The following is a 26,053-nucleotide window of genomic DNA, read 5'->3' as shown; positions in this document are numbered from 1 at the left end:
TCGAATCTAGACAACTCGAATCATACCGAAGGCCGGAGCCGTGTCTTTTGGTATCTAGGCTATGCTGCTGTGAAAGTGCGCAAGAGATTGTACGTTACCTGTGTAAAATGCGGATGCCCGCTTGGGGGCGATGCCGATGAGGGTAGTGGGACAGTGATTGTCTACGGGCTCTCGCAAATGAACCTCATAGGCGGCTCCCTCAAGATATACGCTAATGGCGTTCATGCGGGCACGGTTAAAAAACATGGCGTACTTGAGTTCTCAATCAGAGAGAATTCCATCATCACTGCAAAATGCGGCATTAATCCTAGCAAAGGGGTCATTGAGGTCAAAGTTGGAAGAACCACCAAAATCAAGTACGATTACAATCGTATAACTGGTTGCTTGGTCCCCCAGATTGTCGATGAGGTTGTCAACCGGCCGGCGTTTTGAGTCTGGGGCGTATTCTGGGAAAGATATGAAGTTTGTGGGAGTTGCGGGCAAGCAGAGAAAAACGTATATCGTCATTTGGCAAGAAACCCGTGGAGAGAATGGGGGTCGGTATGGACGGGAAGGATGTTGCAGAGGCAGTAGCAGCTGTGGCGGCAATGATGGGTAAGATTCAGAATCCGAAGGTCAAAGCTGCTGCAAAGGTGGTGCATAAGGCCGCTCCTGCGGTTGCGGTGGCTGCGCAGGTTGCTCCTGCAGCCGCCAAGGCGGCGGCACCAGTCGTAAAGAAGGCCGGTCGTGCTGCAGCTGGAGCAGCTGGCGCCGCGAAGGACAAAGTTGTTGAAGTTGTCGGAGACGGCAGGGATAAGATGAGGGAAAAAAGCCGAGCAGCCTCTGAGAGAAAGCAACAGCAGATGGCACAAGTTGAGGCTCGGAAGGAATTGCTCGCGTGTGCTCCGGTGGTTATCGACGCTAAGACGCTGAAGCACGACTCTGGGGATTGCGGAGATGTAAGCGCAGGTCGGTTTGTCAGCTTCCCCGGCTGCTACGTCGCGATAACCTATGGGGAAAAGTTTAGCGGGAAGCATATTGCCGAATATCGCGAGGCTCGTGTGTTCTATTCCGATAATATGGGACGCTCGATCATCGATGATATAGAAGGGCGAGGAGATGCCGACATCTACGCAGATGTAAAGTATGGCCAGGGTGTCAGATTCTACCTATTCCCTTGTGATGAGGAGAATTCTGCCAAGCTTTTAGAGTCTTTGTCGCAAGTGCTGGTCGAAGACGACAGCGTAGAAGCGCGCGCCTGATGTCTATTATCGCGAACATAATCTGGATCATCTTCGGCGGGCTGGTCACGGCGATTGGGTGGTGTCTTGCGGGGATTGTGTTCTCCATCACCATCATTGGCATTCCGCTCGGACGGCAGTGCTTTAAGATGGCATCGCTCACGCTGGCGCCCTTCGGGAAGACGATCGTCTACGGCGGCGGTGCGCCGTCGCTTATCGCCAACATATTCTGGCTCATCTTGGCCGGCCTGCCCATGGCGGTTTCCTACGCGGTGCTCGGTGTTCTCTACTGCATCACCGTCATCGGTATCCCCATTGGCCTCCAGTGTCTTAAGATGGCGAAGCTGTCGCTTTTGCCCTTTGGCGCGCAGGTGATGTAGCCGTCGCACGATATGGCGGACGGCGGTGGGGGCGTGCTCGCCCGATTTAGGCTGCCTCGGGGTTCTCGTTCGGCCCTAAATCCTCGGGGACGGTTTGCTCCTCGAACTCGGTCTGCTGCACCTTCTCGGCCTGGGTGGGGTTCATCCAGTCGCCGGCGGCGGCGAAAGCGATGCAGAGCGCGATGACCGCCACGATGGCGATGATCGCCCATATGAGCCCGGGATGCTTGCGCGTGTTCGCTTTGGGGCCGCCCTCGTCTACCTCGAACTCCTGCGTGGCGGGAAACTCCGGATCGCTTGCGGAGGATTCCAAGACATCGGGCTCCTCGGCGGTCAAGGGGTCGCGCTCGGCGAAGGTCTCATGGTGCTTGCGACCTTCGCGGGCCTTCTCGTGCTCGTTGTGCGTGTGCTCGCTCATGGTACGTCCTCTCTCATCGACGCGCCGCCGCTGTGTGCGTTCGCGTGTTTCTGCCGTGCGTTGCCGCGGCTTCTCCTCCTGCGGCCCGACCTTGTTGTATCCTATGGTGACCCATTCAACGATCCCCAAACGGCGCGGTTGGCGCATTGTCGCCAACCGCTTTGCTGTCTGTCGAAGAAGTGAAAGAAACAGGAGCGCTCCATGCCCATCGACATCGACACCTTAAACGGCCCGCAGCGCGAGGCGGTTGTGACTACGGAAGGTCCGCTTCTGGTGCTGGCCGGCGCCGGTTCCGGCAAGACGCGGGTGCTCACCTACCGCATCGCCAACATCCTGGAGCAGGACCTGGCGGCCCCGTGGGAGATCCTCGCCATCACCTTCACCAACAAGGCGGCCGCCGAGATGCGCGAGCGTTTGGCGCAGCTCGTGGGCACGCGCTCGCGGGGCATGTGGGTGTCCACCTTCCACTCCATGTGCGTGCGCATGCTGCGGGCCGACGCCGAGCGGCTGGGCTTCACGAAGAACTTCACCATTTACGACACGGACGATTTGAAGCGGCTGTACAAGGACATCATGGCCGAGTTGAACATCGATCCGAAGCGCTTTCCCGTGAACCAGCTGATGAACCGCATCTCCCAGGCGAAGAACGACCTCGTTACCCCCGGCAACTTCGACGCCCACGACCCGGTGGGCAAAGTGGCCGAGCGCGTGTACGAGCGGCTGCAGGAGCGCCTTCGGGCGGCCAACGCCTTCGATTTCGACGACCTTCTTCTGTACGGCTACCTGCTGTTGAAGAACCACGAGGACGTGCGCGAGGCCTATCAGGACCGCTTCCGCTACCTTATGGTGGACGAGTACCAGGACACCAACCGCGCCCAGTACGCCATCACCCAGCTGCTCGCCGCCAAGAACCGCAACATCATGGTGGTGGGCGACGACGACCAGTCCATCTACTCGTGGCGCGGCGCCGACTTGCGTAACATCTTGGAATTCGAAAGCGACTACCCCGAGGCCAAGGTGGTGAAGCTGGAGCAGAACTACCGCAGCGTGGGCAATATCCTCGCCGCCGCCAACGCTGTCATCGCCAACAACCAGCATCGCAAGGAGAAGCGCCTGTTCACGGACTCGGGCGACGGGGAGAAGATCTCGGTGTATCTGGCCACCGACGAGCGCGACGAGGGCCGCTGGATCGCCGGGGAGATCGACCGGCGCCGGGCCGAGGGCACTTCCTACAACAACATGGCCGTGTTCTACCGCACCAACGCCCAGTCGCGTATGCTCGAAGATATGCTGTTGCGCGCCGGCGTGCCCTACCGCATCGTCGGGGGCACGCGCTTCTTCGATCGCGCCGAGATCCGCGACGTGATGGCCTACCTCACGCTGGTGGTGAACCCGGCCGACGACATCGCGGCCAAGCGCGTCGTCAACGTGCCGCGCCGCGGTATCGGCAAGACCACCATCGAGCGCATCGACCAGTACGGCCGCGAGATGAACATGCCGTTTCTTACAGCGGCCGAGCTGGCGGTGGTCGATCCGGACATCCGCGCCTCTACCCGCAATGCCGTGGGGGAGTTCATCCAGGTCATCAAGGACGGCGCCACCTACGGGGGCGATCTGCGCAAGGTCGTGGAGATGATCATCGACAAGGCCGGCCTCATCCGCGCCCTGCAGGACGAGGGCACCGACGAGGCGCGCGGGCGCGTCGAGAACATCCAGGAGTTTCTGGGCGTTGTGGACGAGTTCGTGCAGACCCACGATGCGGAGGAGTCCGACTTCGCCGCGCCGACGGTGGGCGAGGACGAGTCCGCCGAGCCCGTGCGCGTACTGCGCGGCGACTCGCTGGCCGATTTCATCGAATGGGTGCGCCTGCGCACCGATCTGGACACGGTGACCGAGGACGGGCAGGCCGTCACCCTCATGACCGTGCACTCGTCCAAGGGCCTGGAATTCGACTGCGTCTGGGTGGCCGGCATGGAGGAGACCCTGTTCCCCCACATGAACTCCGTGGGCGACGCGGCGGCCGTGGAGGAGGAGCGGCGCCTCGCCTATGTGGCCATCACCCGCGCCCGCAAGCGCCTGTGCCTTACCTGCGCCCAGCAACGGCAGATTTTCGGTCAGACGCACGCGAACCCCGTCTCGCGCTTCATCGGCGAGATCCCCAGCGAGCTGCGCCAGACGAGCGGACTGGGCTCGGCGGGCTTTTCCGGCACCGGCTGGGAGAAGCGCGGCAGCCGCCGGGGCATCGCCGGTTCGGGCACCGAGGCGGGGGAGGGCCGCGTGTTCGGGCGCTCGAGCGCCTCGGGGGCGCAGGGGCGCTCGTTCGCCGAGTACCGCGCGGCCACGGGTACGGGGCGTGCGGCCGGCAGCGTCGGCGGCGCATCCCGCGGCGGTTTGGGTTCGGGCTCGGGTCGCATTGGCGCGGGGGTGAACCCGAATGCGGGGAAGAAGGCCGCTGCGCAAACGACCTTCGCCGCCGGGGACGCCGTGGATCACAAGACCTTCGGGCGCGGCACCGTCGTGAAGGTTGACGGCGACACCCTGCACGTCAAGTTCGCCAAGACCGGCCAGACTAAGAAGCTGCTGAAAGACTACGCCCCCATCGTGAAGATCGGGTAGGCGCCCTGCCAAGAAGACGGCGGCCCGGATCGCGTCGATCTGGGCCGCCGTGCTGGAAGCGTCTGTCGCGTTACCCTAGCACCCCGCGCAGAAGGCGCAGGCGGACGGGGCCTTGGCGATGCCGCCGAGGGCCGTCTCGCGCAGCTCGGGGGGAAGGCCCCGGCCCACTTCGTCCATGACGGCCACGGCCTCGTCGAAGCTGATGAGGTTCTGGACGCCGGAAAGGGCGATCTGGGCGCTGACGAAGGCGACGGAGGCCGCCGTGGCGTTGCGCTTCTGGCAGGGCACTTCCACAAGGCCCCCCACCGGGTCGCATACCAGGCCGAGCAGCGACATCATCACGTTCGCGCCGGCGGCCAGGCAGCGGTCGGGGGCACCGCCCGCAAGCGCGACGGCCGCCGCGGCCGCCATGGCCGCCGCGCTTCCCACCTCGGCCTGGCAGCCGCCCTCGGCGCCGGACACGCTGGCGTTGCGGGCGATGAGGTAGCCCAGGCCCGCGGCGGTGAGGATGCCCTCGCGCAGCTGGTCGTGGGAGAAGCCGCGCTCGTCGCGCAGGGCCAGAAGCACGCCGGGGAGCACGCCGGCCGAGCCCGCGGTGGGGGTGGCCACGATGACGCCCATGCGTCCGTTGGTCTCCAGGGTCGCCAGGGCGTACTGAGCCGCTCGGGCCGCCAGGGGATCCACCAGGCGGTGTTGGGGATCGGCATCTTCCAAAGCCGCCCGCAGTTTCGCCGCCTCGCCGCCGATGAGGCCGCCCACGGAGGGCTGCGGGTTACCCAAGGGCTCGGTGGCGGCGTTGCCCATCACTTCTAGAACGCGATCGAGGTAGGCGTCGATGCCCGCTTCGGTGCCCTGCTTGGCGCACAGTGCCTCCTCGCGGGCGCGGAAGGCTTGGGCGATGGTGACGTGCTCGCGCTCGCACAGCGCCAGAAGCTCCTCGCCGGATGCGTAGTCCCAGCGGGCGAACCGTTCCTCGGCATCCTCGGGCACGGGCACCTCCTCGCCGTCGCCGGCGCAGGTGGCGGGTACGACGCGCGCGTTGATGATGTCCGGGTGGTCCATCAGAAGCTCGCGCACGCTCGCATCCACGGCGCTATCGGTCTCAAGGACGGTGTAGGCGTCGCCGCGCTTGGCCGTGCGGTGCAGGTTCGCGTTGGCGATGTTGATGCCGCAGTCGGCCAGCACGCCGGCGATGTGGGCGAGCACCCCGCGCTCATCGCGCTGGTGCACGACCACGCTCGTGCGTTCCCCGGTGATGTCCACGTCGATGCCGTTGATACGCCGAATGACCGCCGCGCCGCCCCCGATGGAGACGCCCCGCATCTCCAGGGCGCGTCCCTCGCAGCTCTCGCAGCGGATGTCCACGGTGTTGGGGTGCGCCACCTCGGTGGTCGTGTCCCAGACGATGTCCACCTGCACGCCGGCTGCCTTCGCTAGGGCGAAGGCGTCGGCCACGCGCGGGTCGTCGGTCGCAAGCCCCAGGATGCCGGCCACCAGCGCCTTGTCGGTGCCGTGGCCGGATCCGGTGGCGGCGAAGGAGCCGTACAGGGTGAAGACGGCGCGTTCGGGCTGCTCGCCGAAGAGCTTCCGCGCCATGGAGGCGAGGGCCAAAGCCCCCGCCGTATGCGAGCTGGACGGTCCCACCATGATGGGGCCGATAATGTCCCTCAGACCATAGGTTTTCACAAGAGCTCCTTTCGCGTTTCCCATCCGCAGAGCAGTTCAGGGCTTCATTTCATCGAAGAAGCCTATCATAGCCCATCGCCTAACGGGTGCAGAGGCGCTATACTGCCTCAAAACCGTAAGTTGGTGAGAAAGGGGAACCTTCATGTCTTCCAAAATCCTCGTCGTGGGCCATCGCAACCCCGACAACGACTCCATCGCCGCAGCCGTGGGCTACGCGCATCTGAAGAATGCGCTGGCCGCCCGCGACGGCGAGGCCGACGCCGTCGAGTACGTGCCCGCCCGTCTGGGGCCGCTGCCGGTGGAAAGCGCCTGGATTCTGGAGCAGAACGACATCGCCGAGCCGGTGCTCATCGAAAACGTGAACCCTGTCGAGCGCGATGGCGAGGAAGTCAAGCAGAAGGTCATTCTCGTGGATCACAACGAGATCGGCCAGGCGGCCCCGGGTATCGAGAACGCCGATGTCGTCGAGATCATCGACCACCATCGCATCGCCGATGTTTCCACGGCCAACCCCATCCTCTTTTTGAACCTCCCCATCGGCTCCACGGCCACCATCGTCACGCTTCAGTTCCGCCAGACCGGCATCGAGCTTCCCGATTCCATCGCCCGCGTGCTTCTGTCGGCCATCCTCACCGACACGGTCATCATGAAGTCGCCCACCTGCACCCAGGTGGACGTCGACCAGGTGAACTTCCTCGCCGGCAAGCTCGGCATCGACGCGGTGGAGTACGGCATGGACATCTTCCGCACCCGCGGCGGCGAGGACAAAATGCCCATCGCCAAGTTGGTCGAGGCCGATTCCAAGGAGTTCAAGGTCAACGACGACGTAACGGTGCTCATCGCCCAGCGCGAGACGGTAGACCTGCCGACTGTGATGGCCCGCGAGGCGGAGATTCGCGATCACATGAAGAAGCTCGTGGAAGACAACGGCTACGAGTTCGCCCTGCTGCTCGTCACTGACATTCTGGCCGAGGGCTCGCAGTTCATCGTGGAGGGCGATCCGGCCCGTGTGAACCGCGTCTTCGAGATCGAGTGCTGCGAGGGCGGCAACTGGATGCCCGGCGTCCTCTCCCGCAAGAAGCAGGTGGCGGCCCCCATTCTTGCCTCGTAATAATTCCTTGAGGAATTATTACGCGACGCTGCGGGTCCGACAGGCACCTGGCGTTGCCCCTTGTTTTTGCCACGGCGCGGCACGAAGGCCGCTTGGGCAAAAGGCGGGGCAAATCCAGGCACCTGTCGGACCCTCGCTGTTTTCCTTGGGCGCATCCCTGCGACAAAAAATTTAGGAATTTTGAAAGAAGGAACCCTTATGAACCCCGATCGCGTGCTTGATTCGTTTTTGGAGATGGTGGCCATCGAGAGCCCGTCATGGCACGAGGCTCCCATGGCAGCTTATTGTGCAGAAAAACTGGCGGAGATGGGATTCACGGTCACCTTCGACGCTTCTGCGGCGGAAACGGGGTCGGATACGGGCAACCTCATCGCGCATTTGCCCGGCACGGTACCGGGGCGCATCGGATTCTCGGCGCATCTGGACACGGTGAAGCCCTGCGCGGGCATCGAGGCGGTCATCGAGCAGCGCCATATCTGCGACGACGTCACCTGCCGCATGGCCGAGGTCGTCTGCTCGGCGGGGGAGACGATCCTCTCGGCCGATGACAAGGCCGGCATCGCCGCCATTTTCGAGGGGCTGCGCTCGGTGCTGGAGTCCGGCACGCCCCGGCCCGGCATCACGGTGCTGCTCACCACCTGCGAGGAGCAGAGCCTGCTAGGGGCCGGTGCCTTGGCCGAGGGCGCGCTCGCGTGGCCGAAGGATCTGCCGGCGGCTACCCCGGAAGCCGAGCGCGACGGACGTTTTCCGCTGTTCGTGCTCGATGCAGACGGGGCGCCGGGCACCATCATCATGGGCGCGCCCTACCACTGGACGCTGCGCGCTCGCATCGAGGGCCGTGCCGCCCATGCCGGCGTGGAGCCCGAGGAGGGCGTCTCCGCCATTCAGATCGCCGCAGCCGCCGTGGTCGCCATGCCGCTTGGGCGCATCGACGAGTGCACCACGGCCAACGTCGGCCGCATCGAGGGCGGCGTGGCCGTGAACATCGTGCCCGCCGTCGTGGCGCTCATGGGGGAGTGCCGCTCGCTGTACGAGGATCGCGTGCTCGCCCAGCGCGACGCCATGACCCGCGCCTTGGAAGAAGCCGCCGCTCGCTTCGGCGGCCAGGTGGAAGTGGCCTGGGAGCTGGACTACCCGGCTGTCGTGCACGAGCCCGGCGACGCCATCGTCGCGCATTTGGAGGCCGCTGCGGCCACTTGCGGCCTTGAGTCCCGCCACGCCACCTCCGGCGGCGGGGCCGACGCGAACATCCTCGGCACGAAGGGCGCCGACGCCATCACCCTCGGCATCGGCATGACCAACTTCCATTCCGTCGACGAGTATATAGAGGTAGCCGACCTCCAGAACATGGCCCGCTACGTCGAGGCCATCATCGCCGAGTACGCGGGGTAGCTTCAGGAGCGATCCCGTGGGGGGGGGCGACCTTGGTCGCCCCCCTTGCACGGCCTTTTCCGGCAGGGAGAGCCTTGTCCCGGCACCTGCGGGGACAAGGCTCGGATTTTGGCAGATGCGGGTACCAAACCGCCTGTTTTGCCAGGCGCAGGGAACCAAACCGCCCGTTTTGGCTGAACTGCGACAAGCCATCTACCAGGCATTATAGGAAGTTTTCCCAGATCAGAGCTTCGGGCGAAACTGGAGGTTAGGTACCCGTGGACTGCCAAAATCCGAGGTTTGGTATCGTCTAAGACAAGATCGCGTGAAAGGCTATGCTTCAGTTTCCGGTATGCGTAGGGATACGCGTCGGGCTCGCTCTTCGACGAGATCGCCAAAGACGCTGCGAGCAAACTCAAATTCGTTTTCGTGGCGACGCAAGAAGTTGCGCATGCGCAGGTAGTCGCGCACTTCTACGGCGTCTTCGCTCTCGTCCTCCATGACTTCTTGGGCGAAGGCGCGGGCGCGTTCGATGGAGTCGGCGTCGTCGGCTTCGAGTTCAGCCACATATTGCGTGCGTTCGCCTGCTGGCGCGTAGAACAGGAAAAGGTTGGCGAACTTCCCTTGAGGTCCCTCGGAGAGGCCTTGGGCGGCCTTCTGCTCCGCAGCGGCGCGATCGACGAGAATCTTGCCGTTGTCGCGGCGGCCGGGCAGCACGCCCGAGGCCACCATGGCATTCACGCGAAAACGACTCACGCCGAGTATCTCGCCAGCTTCGGCAGACGAGATGAGGTCGCTGTCCTCGTCGGCTATCCTTCCCACTTTCAGGCCAGCTGTTGAAATCGGTGGGGCCAGCTCCAGGCTGCGCTTCGCCTCCTCTAGGGTGGTGAGCTTTTTGAGGGGAAGGTGCGGATAATGGATCTCGAACCCTTCGGCGGTTTTCTCGATATAGCCGCCCGGCACGGGGCGGTCGTTGATGGACAGATCCCAGCGCGAGGGCTCGCCCTCGGCGCCGCAATACTCGGTCCAGGTTCTGACTTGGGTAGACATAGGGTTCCTCCTCGCGTTTACAGAGATTGGAATGGGTTTTCAAGGGGCGTCTTTGAAAAGGAGCGGCAAACAGGGTAGCTGCCTCCGAATTGCGCTTCGATGGCGGCGATCATCGACGTCTGCCCCATATCCTCGAGCATCTCGCGGGTGATCCAGCCATAGCCCAGAAGCTCGTCGGCCAATTCGGCACAATAGGCGCAGCGCTGGCATTGTCTGTTGCAAGTGGAGGTGCGTTTGAAGAAATTCGTCCTGCCAAGTGCCTTGTTGTCGATGTGCGCGCGGAACTCGATGCCGTAATAGCCGATGGAGCTGCACAGCAGATCGAAGAGGTTGCCGTCGTAGGACTCGTCCAAGTAGGCTTCGGTGCAGCGAAGCACTTTGCTCGGCATCATATCGCGGCCGACAATTTTGAAGAAGCTTGTGATGCCCTCGTAGCGGCGCATATCTTCGGGCCTGATCCAGTTCGATTTGAAAATCTGCCCGGCATCGCGGCCGATGATGTCGCCGCAAGCGAAAGAGAAGGCGTTGCCCTCGTCGCGCTCTTCGTGGGATTTATGGGAGATCAAGTTCATGTGGAACTTGCGGTAGGGGCATTTGTTCAAGCACCCCTCGTTTACCATGAGCTTGAGCTCTACGCCAAGTTTCTCGCGGATTTGCCGCAAGAGCTTCAGGTCGCGGTTGATGCTCGTGTCCACGGTCATAGTGGTGGCGCCTGCTAGCGCGAAGGCTTCGGCGCGGGAAAAGCAATCGATGTCAGCGAGGACTGAGGCGCTGATTTCAAGGTTCGGACAGGTTTGGCGCGCTTGTTCGATGAGGAAGGGATTGGCCAGTGTCACTGCCTCAATGCCGTGTTGCTCGTGCATATCGCGAATGAATCCGATTTGGCGATTGAGGGTCTCCTCGGCGTACCAATCCCCGCCATCGCACGTGGAATTCATCGTGATGTCGACGCGGATGCCCGCCTCGCGAATGACGCTGACCACTCCGACGAACTCGTCGAGGGTCGTCACGTTTCCAACGCGGCCCGAACCGGTGATGGCTTGCGGCGCATTCAGGTAGATCTCCCGAATAACGTTGCCGTTGCGTTTTTGAAGCGCGATCAGCTGCCGCAGCGTGGCGGCGTCTCCGTTGTAAGGAACGGAAAACTCGAGTTGAGCCACAGAGCCCCTCCTTCCTCTCTCGTTTAGAAAAAGGGCCCGCTTTTCAAGAGCGGGCCCGCTTGTGCTCATCGGCGCCAGGCCGGGTCTAGGCCTCGGTCGCGGCATCCCAGGGTTCGAGGGCGGCGGCATTGCGGCCGGCGATACGGCCAACGCACCAGTTCTCGGAGCCATTGCCGCCGGTGATGGCGTAAGTGTGGCCATTCATGTTGCCGAACGAGCCGGCGGAGTACAGGCGCGGAATCGGGTTGCCGCTCGGATCGACGATGTTGGCGTTCTCGTTGCGGCGAGCACCGCCGATGGTATTGCAGATGCCCGGGTACAGCGGAATGGCGTAGAACGGACCGGTCTCGACCTTTGCCAGCTGCTGGCGGCCGAAGTCCTCGTCAGCGCCCTTGTCGCACAGCTCGTTCCAGCGGGCAACGGAGGCCTTCAGCTTCTCAGCGTCCATCTTGTCGTCCCATTTGCTGGCGGCGATGTTGGCGGCCAGCTCGTCCAGGGTGGCGCCGGTGGTAATCCAGCCACGCTCGAGCTCCCATTTGTTGTCGGCAGACCATCCGGCCCAGCCACCGAGTTCGGGATCGAGACCCTCGGTCATGTAGCCGATGCCCATGCCACCGTTCTCGGTGGCCGCGCCGCCGACCATGCCGCCCCAGGAGCCGCCGTCGAAGGAGGTCTGATCGAAGATGTACCAAGAGGGAATACGGTCGAAATCGCAGATCTCCTCATCGAAATTGGCGTAGGGCTTCCAGCCACCATGGGGGCTGAAGATTTCCTCGTTACCCCAGCGTTCGCCTAGGCGAGATACTTTGATGTAATTGGGCGTGGGGCTCTGCACGGAAACGCCCCCGGGCACGATCTCCGGATCGTCGAACCAGGCGTCGTCGCCGCCACAGACCTGCTGCATGTGCCACAGGTCGGCACCCACCTTCTGGGCCATGGTGATGCCGTCGCCGGTGTTGTACTTCCAGCCGTAGAAGCCGCGCATCGGGTAGCACTTCAGATACTTGGCCTGCAGCTCCTCGTTGAATTCGAAGCCGCCAGTGCACAGGATGACGCCCTTGGAGGCCTTCACGGCCTTGGGGGTCTCGTCGGTTCCCATGAGGGTGTAGCAGCCGACGATCTCCTTGGTGACGGGGTTCTGGATGAGCTCCTCGTCGTGGCATTCGAACAGCACCTCGATGCCGCGGTCGGCGCGATGTTGGTCCATGGCCTCGAAGAAGCCCGCGCCGTAGCCGTCGCCGGAACCGACGTACATCTCCTCGTAGCCAGTGAAGATGTTGTACTCGGCACGGGGGCTATCGCCCAGGGTGTACTCGAGGCCGTACTCGTCGGCGTAGTCGGGGTTTTGCACGGCTTCCTCGGCCCAGGCCTGGCAGACCTCCATAGGTGTCTGCCCATGGAAGGCCTCGAAAGCAAACTGAGCGGCCGCGTCGGCATCGTGGGGGGCAGTCCACTGACCCATGTTGATAGACGAGGACCCGCCTCCGCGGAACGGCGATTTCTCCAGATAGAGCACTTGAGCGCCCTCGTCGAAGGCGGTGATGCCGGCCCACAGGCCCGCTCCGCCGTAGCCGATCACCAAAACGTCGGTCTCGTAGTCCCAGGTCTCGGGCATCCACTCGGGGGTGCTGCCAGTCTCAGAGAGCGCAGCGTCGTTGTTGGCGCACCCGGCCAGGGCGGCGGCGCCGGCAGCGCCGGCGGCAGCCAGGGCGGAGCCCTTCAAAAAAGAGCGGCGAGATACTTCCTCCATGTTTTCCTCCTTAATAAGGCTTGCTATGTCATCCGCCGGAGTGCGGATGATGCTGAGATGGGAATGGCCTCACTCGGGCCCCGTAGGGGGAGGGATTGACGGGGTCCGGGCGGAACCGGAGTCAATTAAATGCGCCGGGCCTTACTCGTGGCAGGTGTTGCACTCGTAGACGTCCATGTGGTGGCAGCCCTTGCATGCCTTCTTTGCCGTGTCCTCGATGGTGTCGTCGGAATGCATGCTGTGACAGCTGCCGCAGTCGATGGTCGTATGATCTTCGTTCTCGGGCAGGGCGTGGGGGTTCACTACCGTGCCGTTGGCGTCGGTGAGGATGGCGCAGGCTTCAGTCTTGGCGGCCAGGTCCTCCTGGCTGCCGTGGCAACCGCTGCTGAAGCAGGCGGTGGTATCGATGGTGGTCTTTTTCAGCCGTTTGGGCGTCTTGTCGCCGAACTGCACGCCATCGTGGGCGGTCGCCAGGCTGTCGATGTCGCTATGGCAGGTGGTGCACTCCTGCGTCGCATGGTTAGATGCGGGCATCGTCGCGTCGCCGAGCGAGTCGCCCTCGGTGCTGTGGCAGGTGGTGCAGTCGGCATCTGCGGAGAACGCGAAGTCCCCTGTCATTGCGGCGTTCTCGTCGGCTTCAGCCTGTGAGCCGCTGCCCGTTTCGCTGAGATCTGCCGTTTTCGGGGCGCAGCCGACAGTGCCCAGGGACATAAGTGCGATGACACCCGCGACAGCGGAGGCAAGAACGATCTTGCGCAGGGATACGTGAGCCATGCTCCTCTCCTTCCAAGTGGCTCCGGCGGCTCTCTCGTCGTCCCGCCGGATTGAATTCGATGGGCGGCATTGTGCGTCCTCGTCGCCGAAATGCCATCATCCAAAGCCGATGCTTCGCGGGAGGAGACAGATTATTTTGCTGCCAAGCCATCATCTGAAAAGGATGAAAGACCAGGTGGGATAAGGGATGACGAAGGACAGATTGTGGGTGGTTCTCGGCCTTGCCCTTGCTATACTGCCCTTGACCGCACATCGATACGGGAGGGTCGGCGATGGTAGGAATTACGAAGGACGATGGCGCGCTACCGTCTCGGGGGCTAGGAGGGGCTTCCGAGAAGAGCGGGCTTTTGGTGGTTCTCGGGTATATTGGCGCCCAAACGTGGCTTCCCATTGTCGGCGTGGTAGCCGATATGTATCGCGGGGGCGATCTGGCGCTGTCGGGGCTGAACCCCCTTCTCTTTTCTTATCTTGTTGTTTTGGGGACGACGGCGTGCGCAGCGTCTTTCGCGCGTTGGAGGGACGAATGGTCTCGAGGCGTCTTCGGGGCGTTTGCGGGCGCGTTGGCTGCCATCGCCGGCGCAGCGCTTCTGCTCGTTCCCGAACGGGGCGCCTCTGTGGCAGTTGCGGTTCTACGCGTCGTGTCCGGCGCGCTGCTCGGCTTGGGCGGCGGTTTGCTCACCATGGTATGGAGCGAACGCTTTGGACGGCTGGATGCTCCGGCGCGCTCCCGGGTTTCGTTTCTCGTCGTACTCGCTGCCTGCCTGCTGGCGGCCTTCGCTCAGTCCATAGGCATCCACTGGTTGCTGCTTGCAGTGGTCGCCGTGTTCTCGGCGGTGTCCAGCGCCTTGTTCATGGTGTCGGCGTCTCGCGGTGAGGCTCCTGCTAAAACCTCTTCGCCAGTGACGCATCTGCAGGGGGCTTTTGTTCGCATTATCGCGTCCTATGGCCTGTTCGGCCTTGTCTTCGCCCTGATGATCACGCAGTTTCTCATTGCGCGTCACGGTCACGCCCTGTCGTGGACGTGGCTTTTGAGCCTTTCGGGCGTCGTTATCTCCCTCGTGGTCGAGGTTGTGGCAAAGGCGCTGCTCAAACAGGGATTCAGCTGGCTGCTCCTTCTGCGCTTTGCGGCCATACCGATACTTGTGGCTTTTTACCCCTTCGATGCCGGAAGCGAGTTCTCCCTGCGCTTTGCCATGGGGGCCTCGGCGGTGGCTCTGTGGGTGTACCTTTCCTTGGTGGTGGGAGTCGCGGCGGAGGCGGCCGGGCAGATTCGCGTACCTTTTGCTATCGTGTGGGGTGTGGCTCTGGGCGCGCTTGCCCTGGGCGCGGCTTTGGGGTCGAGTTTGGCGCTTATGATGGAGAGCCTCGATCTCCAGGGCCACGTGAGCGTGACGGCCATCGCGGCCATGGTGCTTGCTGTTATCGCGTCGGATGTGGTGTTGACGCGCGGAAGTTTGGCGCGGGCCTACAAGAGGGCCGTAACTGCCGCAGGGGGCAAAGAGGCGGAGTCTGCTGACGGCGGTACGCCTTTCGATGAGCGGGTCGCGGCCGTGGCTGAGGTCTACGCGCTGACTGAGCGAGAGGCAGAGGTTCTGGGCATTCTGGCGCGCGGGCATGGGCTGGGTCGCGTTCAGGAGGTGCTTTTCATTGCCGAGGGAACCGCCATTACTCATCGTCGGCACATTTATCAGAAGCTCGATGTCCATTCCAAGGCCGAGCTCATCGATCTCGTCTCCGGCTTCGGAGATGATGGGATAGATGACGATTGAAGTCGGTTTAGATGACCGAGGGCGCTGGCCTTCATCGGTCGGGAGGGCCGACCAAGGTCGGCCCCTACGGGAAAAGCGCGTCAGTCCTCGTCGGCCTCTACGAGAAAGCGTGCCAGTCCTTGTCGGTCGGAAGTGCGTGGGGCTTCCTTGCCTGCACTTCCTGCGATTATGGACAAATTGTGCCGCTCGCCGGAGGGGATGGATACGCCCGGGTGCGTGGCGTTTGACACACAGCGGAAACCCTCGTAATATACCCCCTCACGCCTCACAGAGGCGCTTGTTTTGTGCAGTGCAAGCCCGTGGAAAAAGGAAAGGAAAAGAGTCTTGCCTACAATTAACCAGCTGGTCCGCAAGGGCCGCAAGAAGACGGTCGACAAGTCGAAGACCCCGGCGCTCAAGGGCAACCCGCAGAAGCGCGGCGTGTGCACCCGCGTGTACACCACGACCCCCAAGAAGCCGAACTCCGCTCTTCGAAAGGTCTGCCGTGTGCGTCTCGTCAACGGTATGGAGGTCACGGCCTACATCCCCGGCGAGGGCCACAACCTCCAGGAGCACTCCATGGTGCTCATCCGCGGCGGCCGTGTAAGGGACCTTCCCGGTGTCCGTTACAAGGTCATCCGCGCGGCGCTCGACTGCGCTGCGGTGGACAACCGCAAGCAGGCCCGCAGCCGCTACGGCGCCAAGCGCCCGAAATAACGTTCGTTAAGCCGCGCGGGCCGGTAGAGTCTGGGTAAGGAGCCCCACCGACCTAATGGACGCCGAACCGGTGCCCCGAAGCGCGCAGAAGCAAAAGGAGTAACTACATGCCGCGTCGTGCAGCAGCAGTCCGCCGCGAAACGCAGCCGGACGCAAAGTTCAACAACCGTCTCGTCACGCAGCTCATCAACAAGGTTCTGCTTGACGGCAAGAAGTCCATCGCCGAGAACATCGTCTACGGCGCCTTCGACCTGGTCCAGGAGAAGACCGGCGAGGATCCGCTGACCGTGTTCAAGAAGGCCATGGACAACGTCCGCCCCACCCTCGAGTGCAAGCCGAAGCGCGTGGGCGGCGCCACTTACCAGGTGCCGATGGAAGTCAACTCCCGTCGTGCCACCACATTGGCGATCCGCTGGATCGTCGACTTCTCCCGCAAGCGCAAGGAGCACACCATGCGCGAGCGTCTCGCCAACGAGATCATCGACGCCTCCAACAACACGGGCGCCGCTGTGAAGAAGCGCGAGGACATGTACAAGATGGCCGAGGCTAACCGTGCGTTCTCGCACTATCGCTTCTAAGGCTGGTGAAGATACATGGCTAAAATCGATCTGAGGGATACGCGCAACATCGGCATCATGGCCCACATCGATGCAGGCAAGACCACCACGACCGAGCGCATCCTCTACTACACGGGCAAAACTCATAAGATCGGCGAGGTGCACGACGGCGCTGCCACCATGGACTGGATGGTCCAGGAGCAGGAGCGCGGCGTGACCATCACCGCTGCAGCCACCACCTGCTTTTGGAAGTACCCCGGCGGCAAGGCCGACGGCAAGGAGTACCGCTTCCAGATCATCGACACCCCCGGCCACGTGGACTTCACGGCCGAGGTAGAGCGCTCCCTGCGCGTGCTCGACGGCACCGTCGCCGTATTCGATGCCGTTGCCGGCGTGCAGCCGCAGTCCGAGACGGTGTGGCGCCAGGCCGAGCGTTACGGCGTGCCCCGCATCGCCTTCATCAACAAGTACGACCGCGTGGGTGCCGACTTCTTCCATGCCATCCAGACCATGCGCGACCGTCTGGATGCGAAGGCCGTGGCCGCCCAGATTCCCATGGGTGCCGAGGATAACTTCTGGGGCATCGTGGACCTCGTGACCATGACTGCCTGGGACTTCAAGGCCGACGACAAGGGCATGACCTACCCCGAGCCGATGGACGAGATCCCGGCCGAGTTCAAGGAAGATGCCGAGCTGTACCACCAGGAGCTGCTTGAGGCCGCCGCCGACTGCGACGACGAGCTGATGGAGAAGGTCCTCATGGAGGAGGAGATCTCCGTCGACGAGCTGAAGGCCGCCATCCGCAAGGGTGTTATCGCCTGCCAGATCAACCCCGTGTTCGTGGGCTCCGCCTACAAGAACAAGGGTGTGCAGGAGCTGCTGGACGCCGTGGTCGACTACACGCCCTCCCCGGTGGACATCCCGCCGATCAAGGGTACCAACCCCGACACCGGCGAGGAAGAGGAGCGTCCGGCCGATCCGAAGGCTCCGTTCGCTTCGTTGGCCTTCAAGATCATGACCGACCCCTATGTGGGCAAGCTCACCTACCTGCGTGTGTACTCCGGCCATCTGGACGCCGGCAGCTACGTGCTGAACGCCACGAAGGGCAAGAAAGAGCGCATCGGCCGTCTGCTGCAGATGCACTCCAACCAGCGCGTCGACATCGACGCCGTGTCCGCTGGCGACATCGTTGCTGTTGTGGGTCTGAAAGACACCTCCACCGGTGACTCCCTGTGCGCCGAGGACGCTCCCATCATCCTGGAGTCCATGGAGTTCGCCGATCCGGTTATCGACATCGCCGTGGAGCCCAAGACCAAGGCCGAGCAGGACAAGATGGCCATCGCCCTGCAGAAGCTCGCCGAGGAGGACCCGACCTTCCGCGTGTCCACCAACCATGAGACTGGTCAGACCATCATCGCCGGCATGGGCGAGCTGCAGCTCGAGATCATCGTCGATCGCCTGCTGCGTGAGTTCAAGGTCGAGGCGAACGTGGGCAAGCCGCAGGTAGCCTATCGCGAGCGTCCGGGCCACGAGGTCATGAACGCCGAGGGCAAGTTCGTTCGCCAGTCCGGCGGCCGCGGCCAGTACGGACACGCGGTCATCAACATGTACCCGCAGGAGGCTGGCAAGGGCTACGAGTTCGTCAACAAGATCGTCGGCGGCGTGGTGCCCAAGGAGTACATCCCCTCCATCGACAAGGGCATCCAGGAGGCGCTGAACTCCGGCGTTCTGGCCGGCTACCCGGTCGAGGACGTGAAGGTCGAGCTGATCGACGGTTCCTACCACGACGTGGACTCCTCCGAGGCCGCCTTCAAGGTGGCCGGTTCCATGGCCATCAAGGACGCCCTGCGCAAATCCAACCCGGTCATCCTGGAGCCCGTCATGGCTGTCGAGGTTGAGACGCCCGAGGAGTACACCGGCTTCGTCATGGGTGACATTCCCAGCCGTCGTGGTCTTATTCAGGGCCAGGAGCAGCGTGGAAACGCCGTCGTCATCGAGGCGAAGGTTCCGCTGGGCAACATGTTCGGCTACGCGACCGACCTGCGTTCCGGTACGCAGGGCCGCGCCGTGTACACCATGCAGATGGACTCCTACGAGCCCGTGCCCAAGTCCGTGCAGGACGAGATCATCAGCAAGGCCGGCGGCAACGCCTAAGGCGCCCTCAGAGAAACTTCTATTTGGAGGTAATGTAAGTGGCAAGTCAGAAGATTCGCATCCGTCTCAAGGGATACGATCATGAGATCGTGGATCAGTCCACGCGCCTCATCGTCGATACCGCTCAGAAGACGGGTGCCAAGGTTTCCGGTCCTATTCCGCTGCCGACGGAGCGCAACCTGTACTGCGTCATCCGTGGGCCCCATGTGAACAAGGACTCCCGCGAGCAGTTCGAGATGCGCACCCACAAGCGCCTGATCGACATCCTCGAGCCGACCCCCAACACGGTTGACTCCCTGATGCGTCTCGATCTCCCCGCTGGCGTTGACATCGAGATCAAGCTGTAAGGAGGTTTGGGCATGATTAACGCTATCTATGGCAAGAAGATCGGCATGACCCAGATCTTCGACGACCAGGACCGCATCGTCCCGGTCACCGTTATCCAGGCCGAGCCGAACACCGTGTGCCAGGTGAAGACCGTGGATACCGACGGCTACGAGGCCGTGCAGATGGGCTTCGGCTACATCAAGCCCCGTCGCGTGAACAAGCCCATGCAGGGCCACTTCGACGCCCAGGGCGCCGAGCCGAAGCGCTACCTGCGCGAGGTTCGCGTCGAGAACGCCGGCGAGTACAAGGTGGGCGACGAGCAGACCGTCGCGGCCTTCGCCGACGTGAAGAAGGTCGACGTGACCGGCACGTCCAAGGGCAAGGGCTTCGCCGGCGTCATGAAGCGCTACGGCTTCGCCGGCGGCCCGGGCGGCCACGGCGCGCACTTCCATCGCGCCCCCGGTTCCGTGGGCCAGTGCGCCACGCCGTCCCGCGTGTTCAAGGGCCTGCGCCTGCCTGGCCACATGGGCTGCGACACCGTCACCGTGAAGAACCTCGAGGTTGTTCGCATCGACGAGGAGCAGAACCTCATCCTGGTCAAGGGTGCGGTGCCCGGCGGCAAGAACGGCATCGTCCGCGTCCGCATGGCTTAATTGGAACGATCGGTAACAAGGAGTTACAGCAACTATGGCAACTATTGAGATTAAGGACGTGAAGGGCGCTGCCGCCGGCACGGTCGAGCTTTCCGACGCCGTGTTCGCCATCGAGCCGAACGTGCCTGTGATGCATCGCACCGTGAAGGCGCAGCAGGCATCCTGGCGCCAGGGCACCGCCAACACGCGCACCCGCGGCATGGTTCGCGGCGGCGGCAAGAAGCCGTGGCGTCAGAAGGGCACCGGCCGTGCCCGTCAGGGTACCATCCGCGCTCCCCAGTGGGTCGGCGGCGGTACCGTGTTCGGCCCCCACACCCGCAGCTACGACCAGAAGGTCAACAAGAAGGAGATCAAGCTGGCCATGCGCTCGGCTCTCTCCGCCAAGCTGGCCGACGGCGAGCTGTTCATTGTGAAGGACATGGACTTTGAGAAGCCCTGCACCAAGGACGCCGTGGCGCTCATCAAGGCGCTCGGCCTTGAGGGCAAGCGCATCTGCGTGGTCATCGGCAATGAGGACATCGAGGCCTTCCTCTCCTTCCGCAACATCCCCGAGGTGAACATTCTGCCGGTGGGCGATATCAACACCTACGAGCTGGTCGACAACAAGGCCCTCGTTATCGCCGAGCCGTGCCTGGCCCGCATTGAGGAGGTGCTTGCATAATGGAGAAGGATCCCCGCGACGTCATCATCCGCCCCGTCATCACGGAGCACAGCTACGACGCTATGGAGAACAACGTCTACACCTTCGAGGTGGCCAAGGATGCCAACAAGGTTGAGATTCGCCAGGCCATCGAGGCTATCTTCAACGTGAAGGTGGTCAAGGTGAACACCCTGAACGTGAAGTCGAAGCCGAAGCGCGTCCGCTACCAGGAGGGTCGCACCCGCACCTGGAAGAAGGCCATGGTCACTCTGGCCGAGGGCGAGACCATCGAGATCTTCGCTTCCTAGCTTCAAGCGCTCATCGCGCCAAGGGCCGAAAGCCCGAGAAACCAAGGCCGGCTCCCGCAAGGGGCCGGCCTTTTTGCTGCAATTGCGGCTTGATCTGCTTCAACGGGACTGGCCTGTGAGCTCACTGGAAGCACTTCGATTTCTCGCTAGCTTTGGCATGGCTGCATGCAAGGAGGCTTCTGAAAGCAGAGGAGGCCTTGGATGCAAAAAGCACTAATTTCGGAAATAGATGGAAGTTTCGAGCGCCGAGAGCGCTGGATTCGGAAATAGATGCGAGTTTCGAGCACGAAAGAGCTGCATTGTGCCTAAAATGACGCTCTAAACTCGTAACTGTTTCCGGGGAGGGTCGCTTCAGCGCTCTAAACTCCCATTTATTTCCGAAAGATGCTGCTTTGCCGCTCAAAATTCCTGTCTATTTCCGGGGGGGGGTGTCTCAAGAGTCTGAGAACCAAGGGGATATGAGAAAGGCCCCGCAAACACGAGGGCTTGCGGGGCCGATGAGGTTTCCGCATCCAGGGTGTCGCGGGCGATGGCCTGGATGCGGGCGATGACGGCCTAGGCGCAGGCCATCTGAACGAGGGTTTCCAGAGAGACGCCCTCGACCTCGGCGTTGGCGATGGCGCCGCCGCCGGCAACGTTGGTAGCGCAGGAGCAGGCCATCACGTAGGAGGTCGCTTCCTCCTCGCCGGCCAGCTCGTCCACGGTGGTCGTGAACGAGGCGTTGGGGCCCGCCACGGTGACGGCTGCGGCCTTGACGGCCTCGCAGCCGTACGTGGGCAGCGACGCGCATAGCGTGGCGGCCGCCTTGCAGAAGACGCCGCTTATCTCGGCGTTGGAGGACACGGCGTCCTGCGTGTAGCTAAAGGTTCCCTCCACGGCGCGCGCCGGGGCCTCGGTGTCTGCGGCGTCTGCGGCAGCCAGGGTGGTCGCAGCGGCTGGAGCGGCTGCCGCGGGTTCGATGGTAGCGGCCTGGGCCACGCCGGCGCCTCCGGAGATGAGGGCCACCGCGCTCATCACGCCGCCGATGGTCCTAACAGTTTGAGATTTCATGGAATGTCACCGTTCCTTTCTATTCCTCGACGTTCACGAACAGCGTGACGGGCTTCTTCATCTGGACGCCGTTCACGTCTGTGGCCTGCAGCTTCACCTGGTACTTGCCCGCCTTGCTCGGCGTCCAATCCAGGGAATAGGTGACCCACTGGAACGGATCGAAGTCGGTGACCTGATCGGCGATCTTCACGTCTTGCCAGGTCTTGCCCATGTCGAAGCTGAAGTTGACGCTGGCCAGGTCTCCCACGACGCGGTTCCAACTGTACACGGCACCGGTCAGGGTCACCGGCTCGCCCACCTTGGCGGTGACACCGTCTTCCTGGAACCACATGCCGTTGATGGGATAGCTTGGGGAGGGCTCGTCGGATTCGGCCATCATCGGGCCCTGGAAGAACGCCTCGTCCTGGGTGAAGTCGATCGACTTGATGTGCTTCACCTGACGGGCGCCGGGGTTGCCCAGGGATACGAGGGTCATGGGGGCGCCGTCATCCTGGCTTAAGTCCTCGCCGTAGTACTTCAGGGCGATATAGGCGTTCTCGGTGTAGGTGCTCGCCTCCAGGTTCATGGGCGGGAAGGCCTGCCAGCCGTCGTAGCCCGTGGCGTTCACGGCGTTCACGCCGTCGGCCAAACCTCCGCACTGCTCGATGAGGTAGGCCACCGACACACCGGACATGGGGATGTTGGACACGAGCGAGCCGCCGCGGCCGTTGGTGGCGCAGGCGAGCGCCATGGTGAACTCGGTCTGGGGCATGGCAAGAAGTTCGGCCTTCGTGAACGAGCGGGGGTTCTTCACGCCGGTGAGGCTTACGGTGTTCTCCTCGCTGCACACGGCATCGAAGCTGAAGGGCTCGCCGTTCTTCTCGGTGACCTCGGGGCCCCAGTTGTTCACGATGAACACGTCGTCGTGATCGGTGACGGCCTGGTCGAGCTTGACATCGATGGCGGGCGCCTCGTCCTGGGTCATGCCGTTCACAAATCCGCCGAAGAAGCCGCGGGAGTCGACCCAAGCCTGCTCCATCTCGTTGCCGTCGATGTTCGGGTAGCCGCCCAGCGCCGGCTCATCGTAGAAGTCGTCCCACAGCACCAGCTGATAGTCGCCCTGGCCGCCGGCGGAGTTCATGGCATGGCAGCTCCAGCAGTTGCCGTTGGCCTCTTGGAAGACCTTGCTGCCATAGTGGGCCGCATGGATGAGGTCGCCCAGATACGGGCCGGTGAGCGCCGTATGGCCGCGATGGCACGGCTCGCAGTCCTGGTAGGTGAGGGCCTTGTCGTAGCCCACGTGGGTCAGGATGTGCTTGTAGCCGTCCTTCATGTTCATGACATCCCACAGATCCTCGTGGCACGCATTGCAGCCGCGGTTGCCCGCGTTCAGCATGTCGGTGGTGCTGAAGGTGTCGTTGAAGTTCCCAGAGGTCCTATCAGTGAAGTCCGGGTACATTGACGGCGCGGCCTCCTCCGTCGCCTCCGCATCTCCGCCCGTCGCGGCCATGCTCGTGGTGGCTTGGGGCGCGCACCCCCACAGCGCGAGCGCCAGGGCTGCTACGGCCGCCATCACGGCTACGGCCACGAGCAAGCGGGACGTGCCCTTGCTTTCTTGTGCTTTCATCCTCTTCTCCTTCCTTTCCGTTGAAGATGTTTGCCTTTCGCCGATCGGGGCGCATCAAGGGAGGCGTGGTGCGCCCCAGCCGGCAAGCGTCACTTTAAATGCGGGCGGCCGATTGAAAATCAGCAACGTTTGTTGAGGTTGGTCAGCCATCTCAACAACTCTTGTTGATTTCAGGGAAATGCCAGATGATATGATTGAGTCGGCTGAATAGCGCTCGGCGAGGCGCCTCGAGGGTCGCAAGAGGTTGCGTCGGCGATGGCGGCCCGCGGGCGCTTCGTGTTGCGCTGGAAAGAGAGAACCGGTTGCGAGGGGTGGGGTTGAGGAACGTGGATGAGGCAGGGAAGACGACGGCCCGCGCGCTGAGGACATTCGAGGGGGCGCCGAAGGGCTATTGGTGGATCGTCGGGGCGCTCGTGGCGCTGGCGTCGGCCGCCATGCTTCTGCACGAATCGGGAAGCTGGACGCTCGATCTCGCGCCGCTGTGGGGCGCGTCGGTCAACATCCGCGCCTTCTCCTGCGACGCCCATTCGCTCGGACTCGTCTTCGGCTATGCGGTAACGCAGATCAATGGACGGAAGTTCGCCCGCCTGGTCGGCGACGGCCTGTTCTGGCTCATCTTCTTCATCGCGCAAGTGGGCAACGTCCTTCTGTTCTATGGCTGTCTTACGGTGCTGGACGCGCCCTTCGCCATCGTTGCCGTGCAGTTTGTTGGCGCCGCCTCGGGGGCATGGTTTTTCGTGGCCGCTAGCCAGGTGGCGTGCATGGTCGGCCCCGCGCTGTTCATGGGCACCATCGTGGCCGTGGTGGCGCTGACCACCCTCATCGTCCAGGGTCTGTTCAGCATGCTGGAGGCCACCTCGCCTCTGCTGGTCTCAGAGCTTCTGCATCTGGGGCTGGTGGTGGCAGCGGGGCTGTGCCTCGTGAAGGCCATGGCGCCGGGCTCCTGCTTTCCCGAGAGCTACCGTCGCTCGTTTGCGCCCATTCGCACCCGCGAGGACGGAGGAGGGGAGACGACGGAAGAAAAAAGGGGAAGTGCTTCCAGCGACCGACGGCCGGATGACCTCGCGCCCTCGCGCCGACGGGCGCCCCTGTGCGTCCGACTCTTCGTCATCGTCGGCTCCTACGGTATAGTGTTCGGCTTTCTCCACGTCATTCCGCTGGCGCTGCCCTTGGGCGTCGTGGCGCGGGTGGCCTCGTTTCTGGTGGGGGCTGTCGTCGCGCTTGCGCTCTTCATCGTTACGCTCCGTCGCGGGCGCCCCGTGGACGTGTCGCTCATTTGGAACCGCTTCTACCGCTTCGTGTTCCCCGTGGTCTGCGTGGCGGCGCTCTTGGGTCCTCTCACCAACAGCAGCGAGTTTCTGCCGGCTCTTATCATGCAGGCCTGCGCCCTCTACTACTTCGATGCGCTGCTCGCCATGGCCTGCTCGGTCATCGGCCAGGCCATTAACGCCGCTCCGTCCCAGGTGTTCGGACGGGCCTTCCTCATTCGATCGATCGGCTTTCTGCTCGGCAATCTCGTCGGCAGCACGGTGTACGAGCGCGTAGTGCTGGATGCCGCGGCCTTCTCCGTCATCGGCACGGCGGTGTTCGTCCTGCTTGTGCTCGTCACCTTCAACATGAACTCGGAGAAGTACGCCAAGACGGTTTGGGGCCTTCTGCCCCACGAGGATCCGCGTGGCCGCTACGAGCGCACCCGCGACGAGCGCTGCTCGGCCCTGGCGGATCAGTTCGGCCTGACCGAGCGTGAGACCGAGGTGCTGCGCCTGCTCGCCCGCAACAAGCGCCCCCGCGAGATCAGTGATGTGCTGGTGGTGTCGGTGGCCACGGTGCGCTCGCACGTTCATGCCATTTACACGAAGACGGGCGTGCACTCGGCTGCCGAGCTGGCCAAGCTTGTAGAATGTCCCCAGGACAAAAGCTAGAGAAGGGGATTGCCGTGGAAAAGGAGCGTGCGGAAGGCCTGGCGGCTCGTGCGGAGGAGGCCGTGGAAGGCGCGACGGCTCGGGTTGCTGCCGAGGGAGGCGACGGTGCCGCGGTCGTTAGCGACCCGGAGAAGTGCAACACCGTCACGTTCGTGGGGGCCGACGGGATGGAGCAGAGCTTCCCTCTGGACTTTTTGCTGGAGCGCGGCGCCATCGTGGCCAACCGCGTGAACGGCGAGGACATCATGAGCGTCATGGGCGCTACCAATCAGCTGTGGGTGCCGGGGCTGCCGGCCAAGTACTTCGTGCGCGACATCCGCGAGATCCGTTTCACCAATGAGGAGGTGCCCCCGGTCATCGGGCCGTTCGTCGACGACGGCCACGACTACACCAACCGCCCCAACGTGGCGGCGAAGGCGGAGTACGTGGGGCGCGTTGGCGAACCCATGGAGTTTTCCGGCTGGGCCCACGACTTCGACAAGCGCATCATCGCCGTGGAGTTCTCGCTCGATAACGGCGAGCATTGGACGCGCTACGATTTGGGCGACACCACGGCCGACCGCTGGGTGTCCTGGACCTTCGCCTGGACGCCCGAGGCCTCTGGCGCCTACCAGATGAAGGTGCGCTCGGTGAACGAGGACGGCGACGCGTCCCCTATCGCCGCCGTGCACACCTTCGAGGTGTTGTAAGACGCGAGCTGCGTTGATCTATGCTAACGAGGGGTATCTCTCGATGACGCGACTCGATCTTTCTGCAGGGCCGCAATAGGGCCGTAATATCCGCGCAGCGCGCAAACGGGCCCCGGAAGGGGGAGGCTTCCGGGGCCCGTAGGGGA

At 63.1% G+C, this 26,053-nt stretch carries 24 protein-coding genes; 16 read left to right on the top strand and 8 right to left on the bottom strand.

Features of this window, described 5'->3' with window-relative positions; all coding sequences use genetic code 11:
- From ACW4QM_RS04990 to ACW4QM_RS04980, 3 genes are all read left to right on the top strand, one after another.
- On the top strand, window positions 1-432 hold a 432-nt coding region (locus tag ACW4QM_RS04990), incomplete at its 5' end, for a hypothetical protein (RefSeq protein WP_455798241.1).
- Between the two features lie 110 nt (window positions 433-542).
- Window positions 543-1,241: a hypothetical protein gene (locus tag ACW4QM_RS04985; protein WP_147270644.1), complete on the top strand. Its 699-nt coding sequence runs from the start codon at window positions 543-545 to the stop codon at window positions 1,239-1,241.
- Window positions 1,241-1,600, top strand: a complete 360-nt coding sequence (locus ACW4QM_RS04980) for a YccF domain-containing protein (protein WP_114548617.1) — start codon at window positions 1,241-1,243, stop codon at window positions 1,598-1,600. Before ACW4QM_RS04985 ends, ACW4QM_RS04980 begins: the two co-directional genes overlap by 1 nt.
- Window positions 1,601-1,646: 46 nt before the next feature.
- On the opposite strand, the gene ACW4QM_RS04975 is transcribed toward ACW4QM_RS04980, so the two are convergent.
- The gene (locus ACW4QM_RS04975) at window positions 1,647-2,018 is read right to left on the bottom strand and encodes a hypothetical protein (protein WP_455798240.1); all 372 of its coding nucleotides are present in this window, start codon (window positions 2,016-2,018) and stop codon (window positions 1,647-1,649) included.
- A 201-nt stretch (window positions 2,019-2,219) separates the two neighbouring features.
- Between ACW4QM_RS04975 and ACW4QM_RS04970 the strand changes: the two genes are divergently transcribed.
- A complete protein-coding gene (locus ACW4QM_RS04970) occupies window positions 2,220-4,634 on the top strand; it encodes an ATP-dependent helicase (RefSeq protein ID WP_455798239.1) in 2,415 nt (804 codons plus the stop codon).
- Between the two features lie 75 nt (window positions 4,635-4,709).
- Here ACW4QM_RS04970 and sdaAA read toward each other — a convergent pair whose 3' ends face one another.
- Window positions 4,710-6,320: an L-serine ammonia-lyase, iron-sulfur-dependent, subunit alpha gene (sdaAA, locus tag ACW4QM_RS04965; protein WP_455798238.1), complete on the bottom strand. Its 1,611-nt coding sequence runs from the start codon at window positions 6,318-6,320 to the stop codon at window positions 4,710-4,712.
- A 142-nt stretch (window positions 6,321-6,462) separates the two neighbouring features.
- Between sdaAA and ACW4QM_RS04960 the strand changes: the two genes are divergently transcribed.
- Window positions 6,463-7,431, top strand: a complete 969-nt coding sequence (locus ACW4QM_RS04960) for a manganese-dependent inorganic pyrophosphatase (protein WP_412324076.1) — start codon at window positions 6,463-6,465, stop codon at window positions 7,429-7,431.
- A gap of 198 nt (window positions 7,432-7,629) precedes the next feature.
- Window positions 7,630-8,823, top strand: coding sequence for a M20/M25/M40 family metallo-hydrolase (locus ACW4QM_RS04955; RefSeq protein ID WP_455798237.1), 1,194 nt, complete (start codon window positions 7,630-7,632; stop codon window positions 8,821-8,823).
- A gap of 312 nt (window positions 8,824-9,135) precedes the next feature.
- On the opposite strand, the gene ACW4QM_RS04950 is transcribed toward ACW4QM_RS04955, so the two are convergent.
- The 4 genes from ACW4QM_RS04950 to ACW4QM_RS04935 all read right to left on the bottom strand — a co-directional run bounded on the left by ACW4QM_RS04950 (window position 9,136) and on the right by ACW4QM_RS04935 (window position 13,536).
- Entirely contained in the window at window positions 9,136-9,852 is a 717-nt protein-coding gene (locus tag ACW4QM_RS04950; protein ID WP_223900146.1) for a helix-turn-helix domain-containing protein, read from the bottom strand.
- A 17-nt stretch (window positions 9,853-9,869) separates the two neighbouring features.
- Window positions 9,870-11,162: a U32 family peptidase gene (locus ACW4QM_RS04945; RefSeq protein WP_455798236.1), complete on the bottom strand. Its 1,293-nt coding sequence runs from the start codon at window positions 11,160-11,162 to the stop codon at window positions 9,870-9,872.
- Entirely contained in the window at window positions 11,098-12,762 is a 1,665-nt protein-coding gene (locus ACW4QM_RS04940) for an FAD-dependent oxidoreductase (protein ID WP_161127327.1), read from the bottom strand. Before ACW4QM_RS04940 ends, ACW4QM_RS04945 begins: the two co-directional genes overlap by 65 nt.
- 141 nt (window positions 12,763-12,903) lie before the next feature.
- On the bottom strand, window positions 12,904-13,536 hold the full coding sequence (locus tag ACW4QM_RS04935) for a cytochrome c3 family protein (protein ID WP_114539972.1): 633 nt from the start codon (window positions 13,534-13,536) through the stop codon (window positions 12,904-12,906).
- A gap of 272 nt (window positions 13,537-13,808) precedes the next feature.
- Between ACW4QM_RS04935 and ACW4QM_RS04930 the strand changes: the two genes are divergently transcribed.
- The 8 genes from ACW4QM_RS04930 (at window position 13,809) to rplW (ending at window position 20,640) form a co-directional block, all read left to right on the top strand.
- Entirely contained in the window at window positions 13,809-15,305 is a 1,497-nt protein-coding gene (locus tag ACW4QM_RS04930) for a response regulator transcription factor (RefSeq protein ID WP_223900934.1), read from the top strand.
- Window positions 15,306-15,629: 324 nt separating this feature from the next.
- Complete coding sequence (gene rpsL / locus ACW4QM_RS04925; RefSeq protein WP_157012296.1) at window positions 15,630-16,001, top strand: 30S ribosomal protein S12; 372 nt, start codon at window positions 15,630-15,632, stop codon at window positions 15,999-16,001.
- Window positions 16,002-16,108: 107 nt separating this feature from the next.
- Window positions 16,109-16,579: a 30S ribosomal protein S7 gene (rpsG, locus tag ACW4QM_RS04920; RefSeq protein ID WP_022740352.1), complete on the top strand. Its 471-nt coding sequence runs from the start codon at window positions 16,109-16,111 to the stop codon at window positions 16,577-16,579.
- A gap of 15 nt (window positions 16,580-16,594) precedes the next feature.
- Window positions 16,595-18,712, top strand: coding sequence for an elongation factor G (gene fusA, locus ACW4QM_RS04915; protein ID WP_455798235.1), 2,118 nt, complete (start codon window positions 16,595-16,597; stop codon window positions 18,710-18,712).
- Window positions 18,713-18,750: 38 nt separating this feature from the next.
- The gene (rpsJ, locus tag ACW4QM_RS04910; protein WP_016309237.1) at window positions 18,751-19,059 is read left to right on the top strand and encodes a 30S ribosomal protein S10; all 309 of its coding nucleotides are present in this window, start codon (window positions 18,751-18,753) and stop codon (window positions 19,057-19,059) included.
- 12 nt (window positions 19,060-19,071) lie between these two features.
- Complete coding sequence (gene rplC / locus ACW4QM_RS04905) at window positions 19,072-19,692, top strand: 50S ribosomal protein L3 (protein WP_022740350.1); 621 nt, start codon at window positions 19,072-19,074, stop codon at window positions 19,690-19,692.
- 34 nt (window positions 19,693-19,726) lie between these two features.
- Entirely contained in the window at window positions 19,727-20,353 is a 627-nt protein-coding gene (gene rplD, locus ACW4QM_RS04900) for a 50S ribosomal protein L4 (RefSeq protein ID WP_114539968.1), read from the top strand.
- Window positions 20,353-20,640, top strand: a complete 288-nt coding sequence (gene rplW, locus ACW4QM_RS04895) for a 50S ribosomal protein L23 (protein ID WP_022740348.1) — start codon at window positions 20,353-20,355, stop codon at window positions 20,638-20,640. Before rplD ends, rplW begins: the two co-directional genes overlap by 1 nt.
- A 555-nt stretch (window positions 20,641-21,195) precedes the next feature.
- Here the strand turns inward: rplW and ACW4QM_RS04890 are convergent.
- Together ACW4QM_RS04890 and ACW4QM_RS04885 are read right to left on the bottom strand one after the other, a co-directional pair.
- Entirely contained in the window at window positions 21,196-21,690 is a 495-nt protein-coding gene (locus ACW4QM_RS04890) for a molybdopterin-binding protein (protein ID WP_114539967.1), read from the bottom strand.
- A gap of 19 nt (window positions 21,691-21,709) precedes the next feature.
- Window positions 21,710-23,296, bottom strand: coding sequence for a molybdopterin-dependent oxidoreductase (locus ACW4QM_RS04885; RefSeq protein WP_114539966.1), 1,587 nt, complete (start codon window positions 23,294-23,296; stop codon window positions 21,710-21,712).
- 326 nt (window positions 23,297-23,622) lie between these two features.
- Between ACW4QM_RS04885 and ACW4QM_RS04880 the strand changes: the two genes are divergently transcribed.
- Both ACW4QM_RS04880 and ACW4QM_RS04875 read left to right on the top strand, forming a co-directional pair.
- Window positions 23,623-25,218 (top strand): response regulator transcription factor, encoded by a 1,596-nt coding sequence (locus tag ACW4QM_RS04880; RefSeq protein WP_455798234.1) that lies wholly within the window; start codon window positions 23,623-23,625, stop codon window positions 25,216-25,218.
- Between the two features lie 14 nt (window positions 25,219-25,232).
- The gene (locus ACW4QM_RS04875; protein WP_161127320.1) at window positions 25,233-25,907 is read left to right on the top strand and encodes a molybdopterin-dependent oxidoreductase; all 675 of its coding nucleotides are present in this window, start codon (window positions 25,233-25,235) and stop codon (window positions 25,905-25,907) included.
- Window positions 25,908-26,053: the final 146 nt, after the last annotated feature.

This window comes from Adlercreutzia sp. CNCM I-6207 (assembly GCF_977072305.1).
This window is presented reverse-complemented; position numbering and strand designations above follow the sequence as displayed.

Coding starts and splice junctions, on each gene's coding strand:
- ACW4QM_RS04985 (WP_147270644.1), top strand. CDS start 543: ATGGACGGGAAGGATGTTGCAGAGGCAGTAGCAGCTGTGGCGGCAATG.
- ACW4QM_RS04980 (WP_114548617.1), top strand. CDS start 1,241: ATGTCTATTATCGCGAACATAATCTGGATCATCTTCGGCGGGCTGGTC.
- ACW4QM_RS04975 (WP_455798240.1), bottom strand. CDS start 2,018: ATGAGCGAGCACACGCACAACGAGCACGAGAAGGCCCGCGAAGGTCGC.
- ACW4QM_RS04970 (WP_455798239.1), top strand. CDS start 2,220: ATGCCCATCGACATCGACACCTTAAACGGCCCGCAGCGCGAGGCGGTT.
- ACW4QM_RS04960 (WP_412324076.1), top strand. CDS start 6,463: ATGTCTTCCAAAATCCTCGTCGTGGGCCATCGCAACCCCGACAACGAC.
- ACW4QM_RS04955 (WP_455798237.1), top strand. CDS start 7,630: ATGAACCCCGATCGCGTGCTTGATTCGTTTTTGGAGATGGTGGCCATC.
- ACW4QM_RS04950 (WP_223900146.1), bottom strand. CDS start 9,852: ATGTCTACCCAAGTCAGAACCTGGACCGAGTATTGCGGCGCCGAGGGC.
- ACW4QM_RS04940 (WP_161127327.1), bottom strand. CDS start 12,762: ATGGAGGAAGTATCTCGCCGCTCTTTTTTGAAGGGCTCCGCCCTGGCT.
- ACW4QM_RS04935 (WP_114539972.1), bottom strand. CDS start 13,536: ATGGCTCACGTATCCCTGCGCAAGATCGTTCTTGCCTCCGCTGTCGCG.
- ACW4QM_RS04930 (WP_223900934.1), top strand. CDS start 13,809: ATGGTAGGAATTACGAAGGACGATGGCGCGCTACCGTCTCGGGGGCTA.
- rpsG (WP_022740352.1), top strand. CDS start 16,109: ATGCCGCGTCGTGCAGCAGCAGTCCGCCGCGAAACGCAGCCGGACGCA.
- fusA (WP_455798235.1), top strand. CDS start 16,595: ATGGCTAAAATCGATCTGAGGGATACGCGCAACATCGGCATCATGGCC.
- rplC (WP_022740350.1), top strand. CDS start 19,072: ATGATTAACGCTATCTATGGCAAGAAGATCGGCATGACCCAGATCTTC.
- rplD (WP_114539968.1), top strand. CDS start 19,727: ATGGCAACTATTGAGATTAAGGACGTGAAGGGCGCTGCCGCCGGCACG.
- rplW (WP_022740348.1), top strand. CDS start 20,353: ATGGAGAAGGATCCCCGCGACGTCATCATCCGCCCCGTCATCACGGAG.
- ACW4QM_RS04890 (WP_114539967.1), bottom strand. CDS start 21,690: ATGAAATCTCAAACTGTTAGGACCATCGGCGGCGTGATGAGCGCGGTG.
- ACW4QM_RS04885 (WP_114539966.1), bottom strand. CDS start 23,296: ATGAAAGCACAAGAAAGCAAGGGCACGTCCCGCTTGCTCGTGGCCGTA.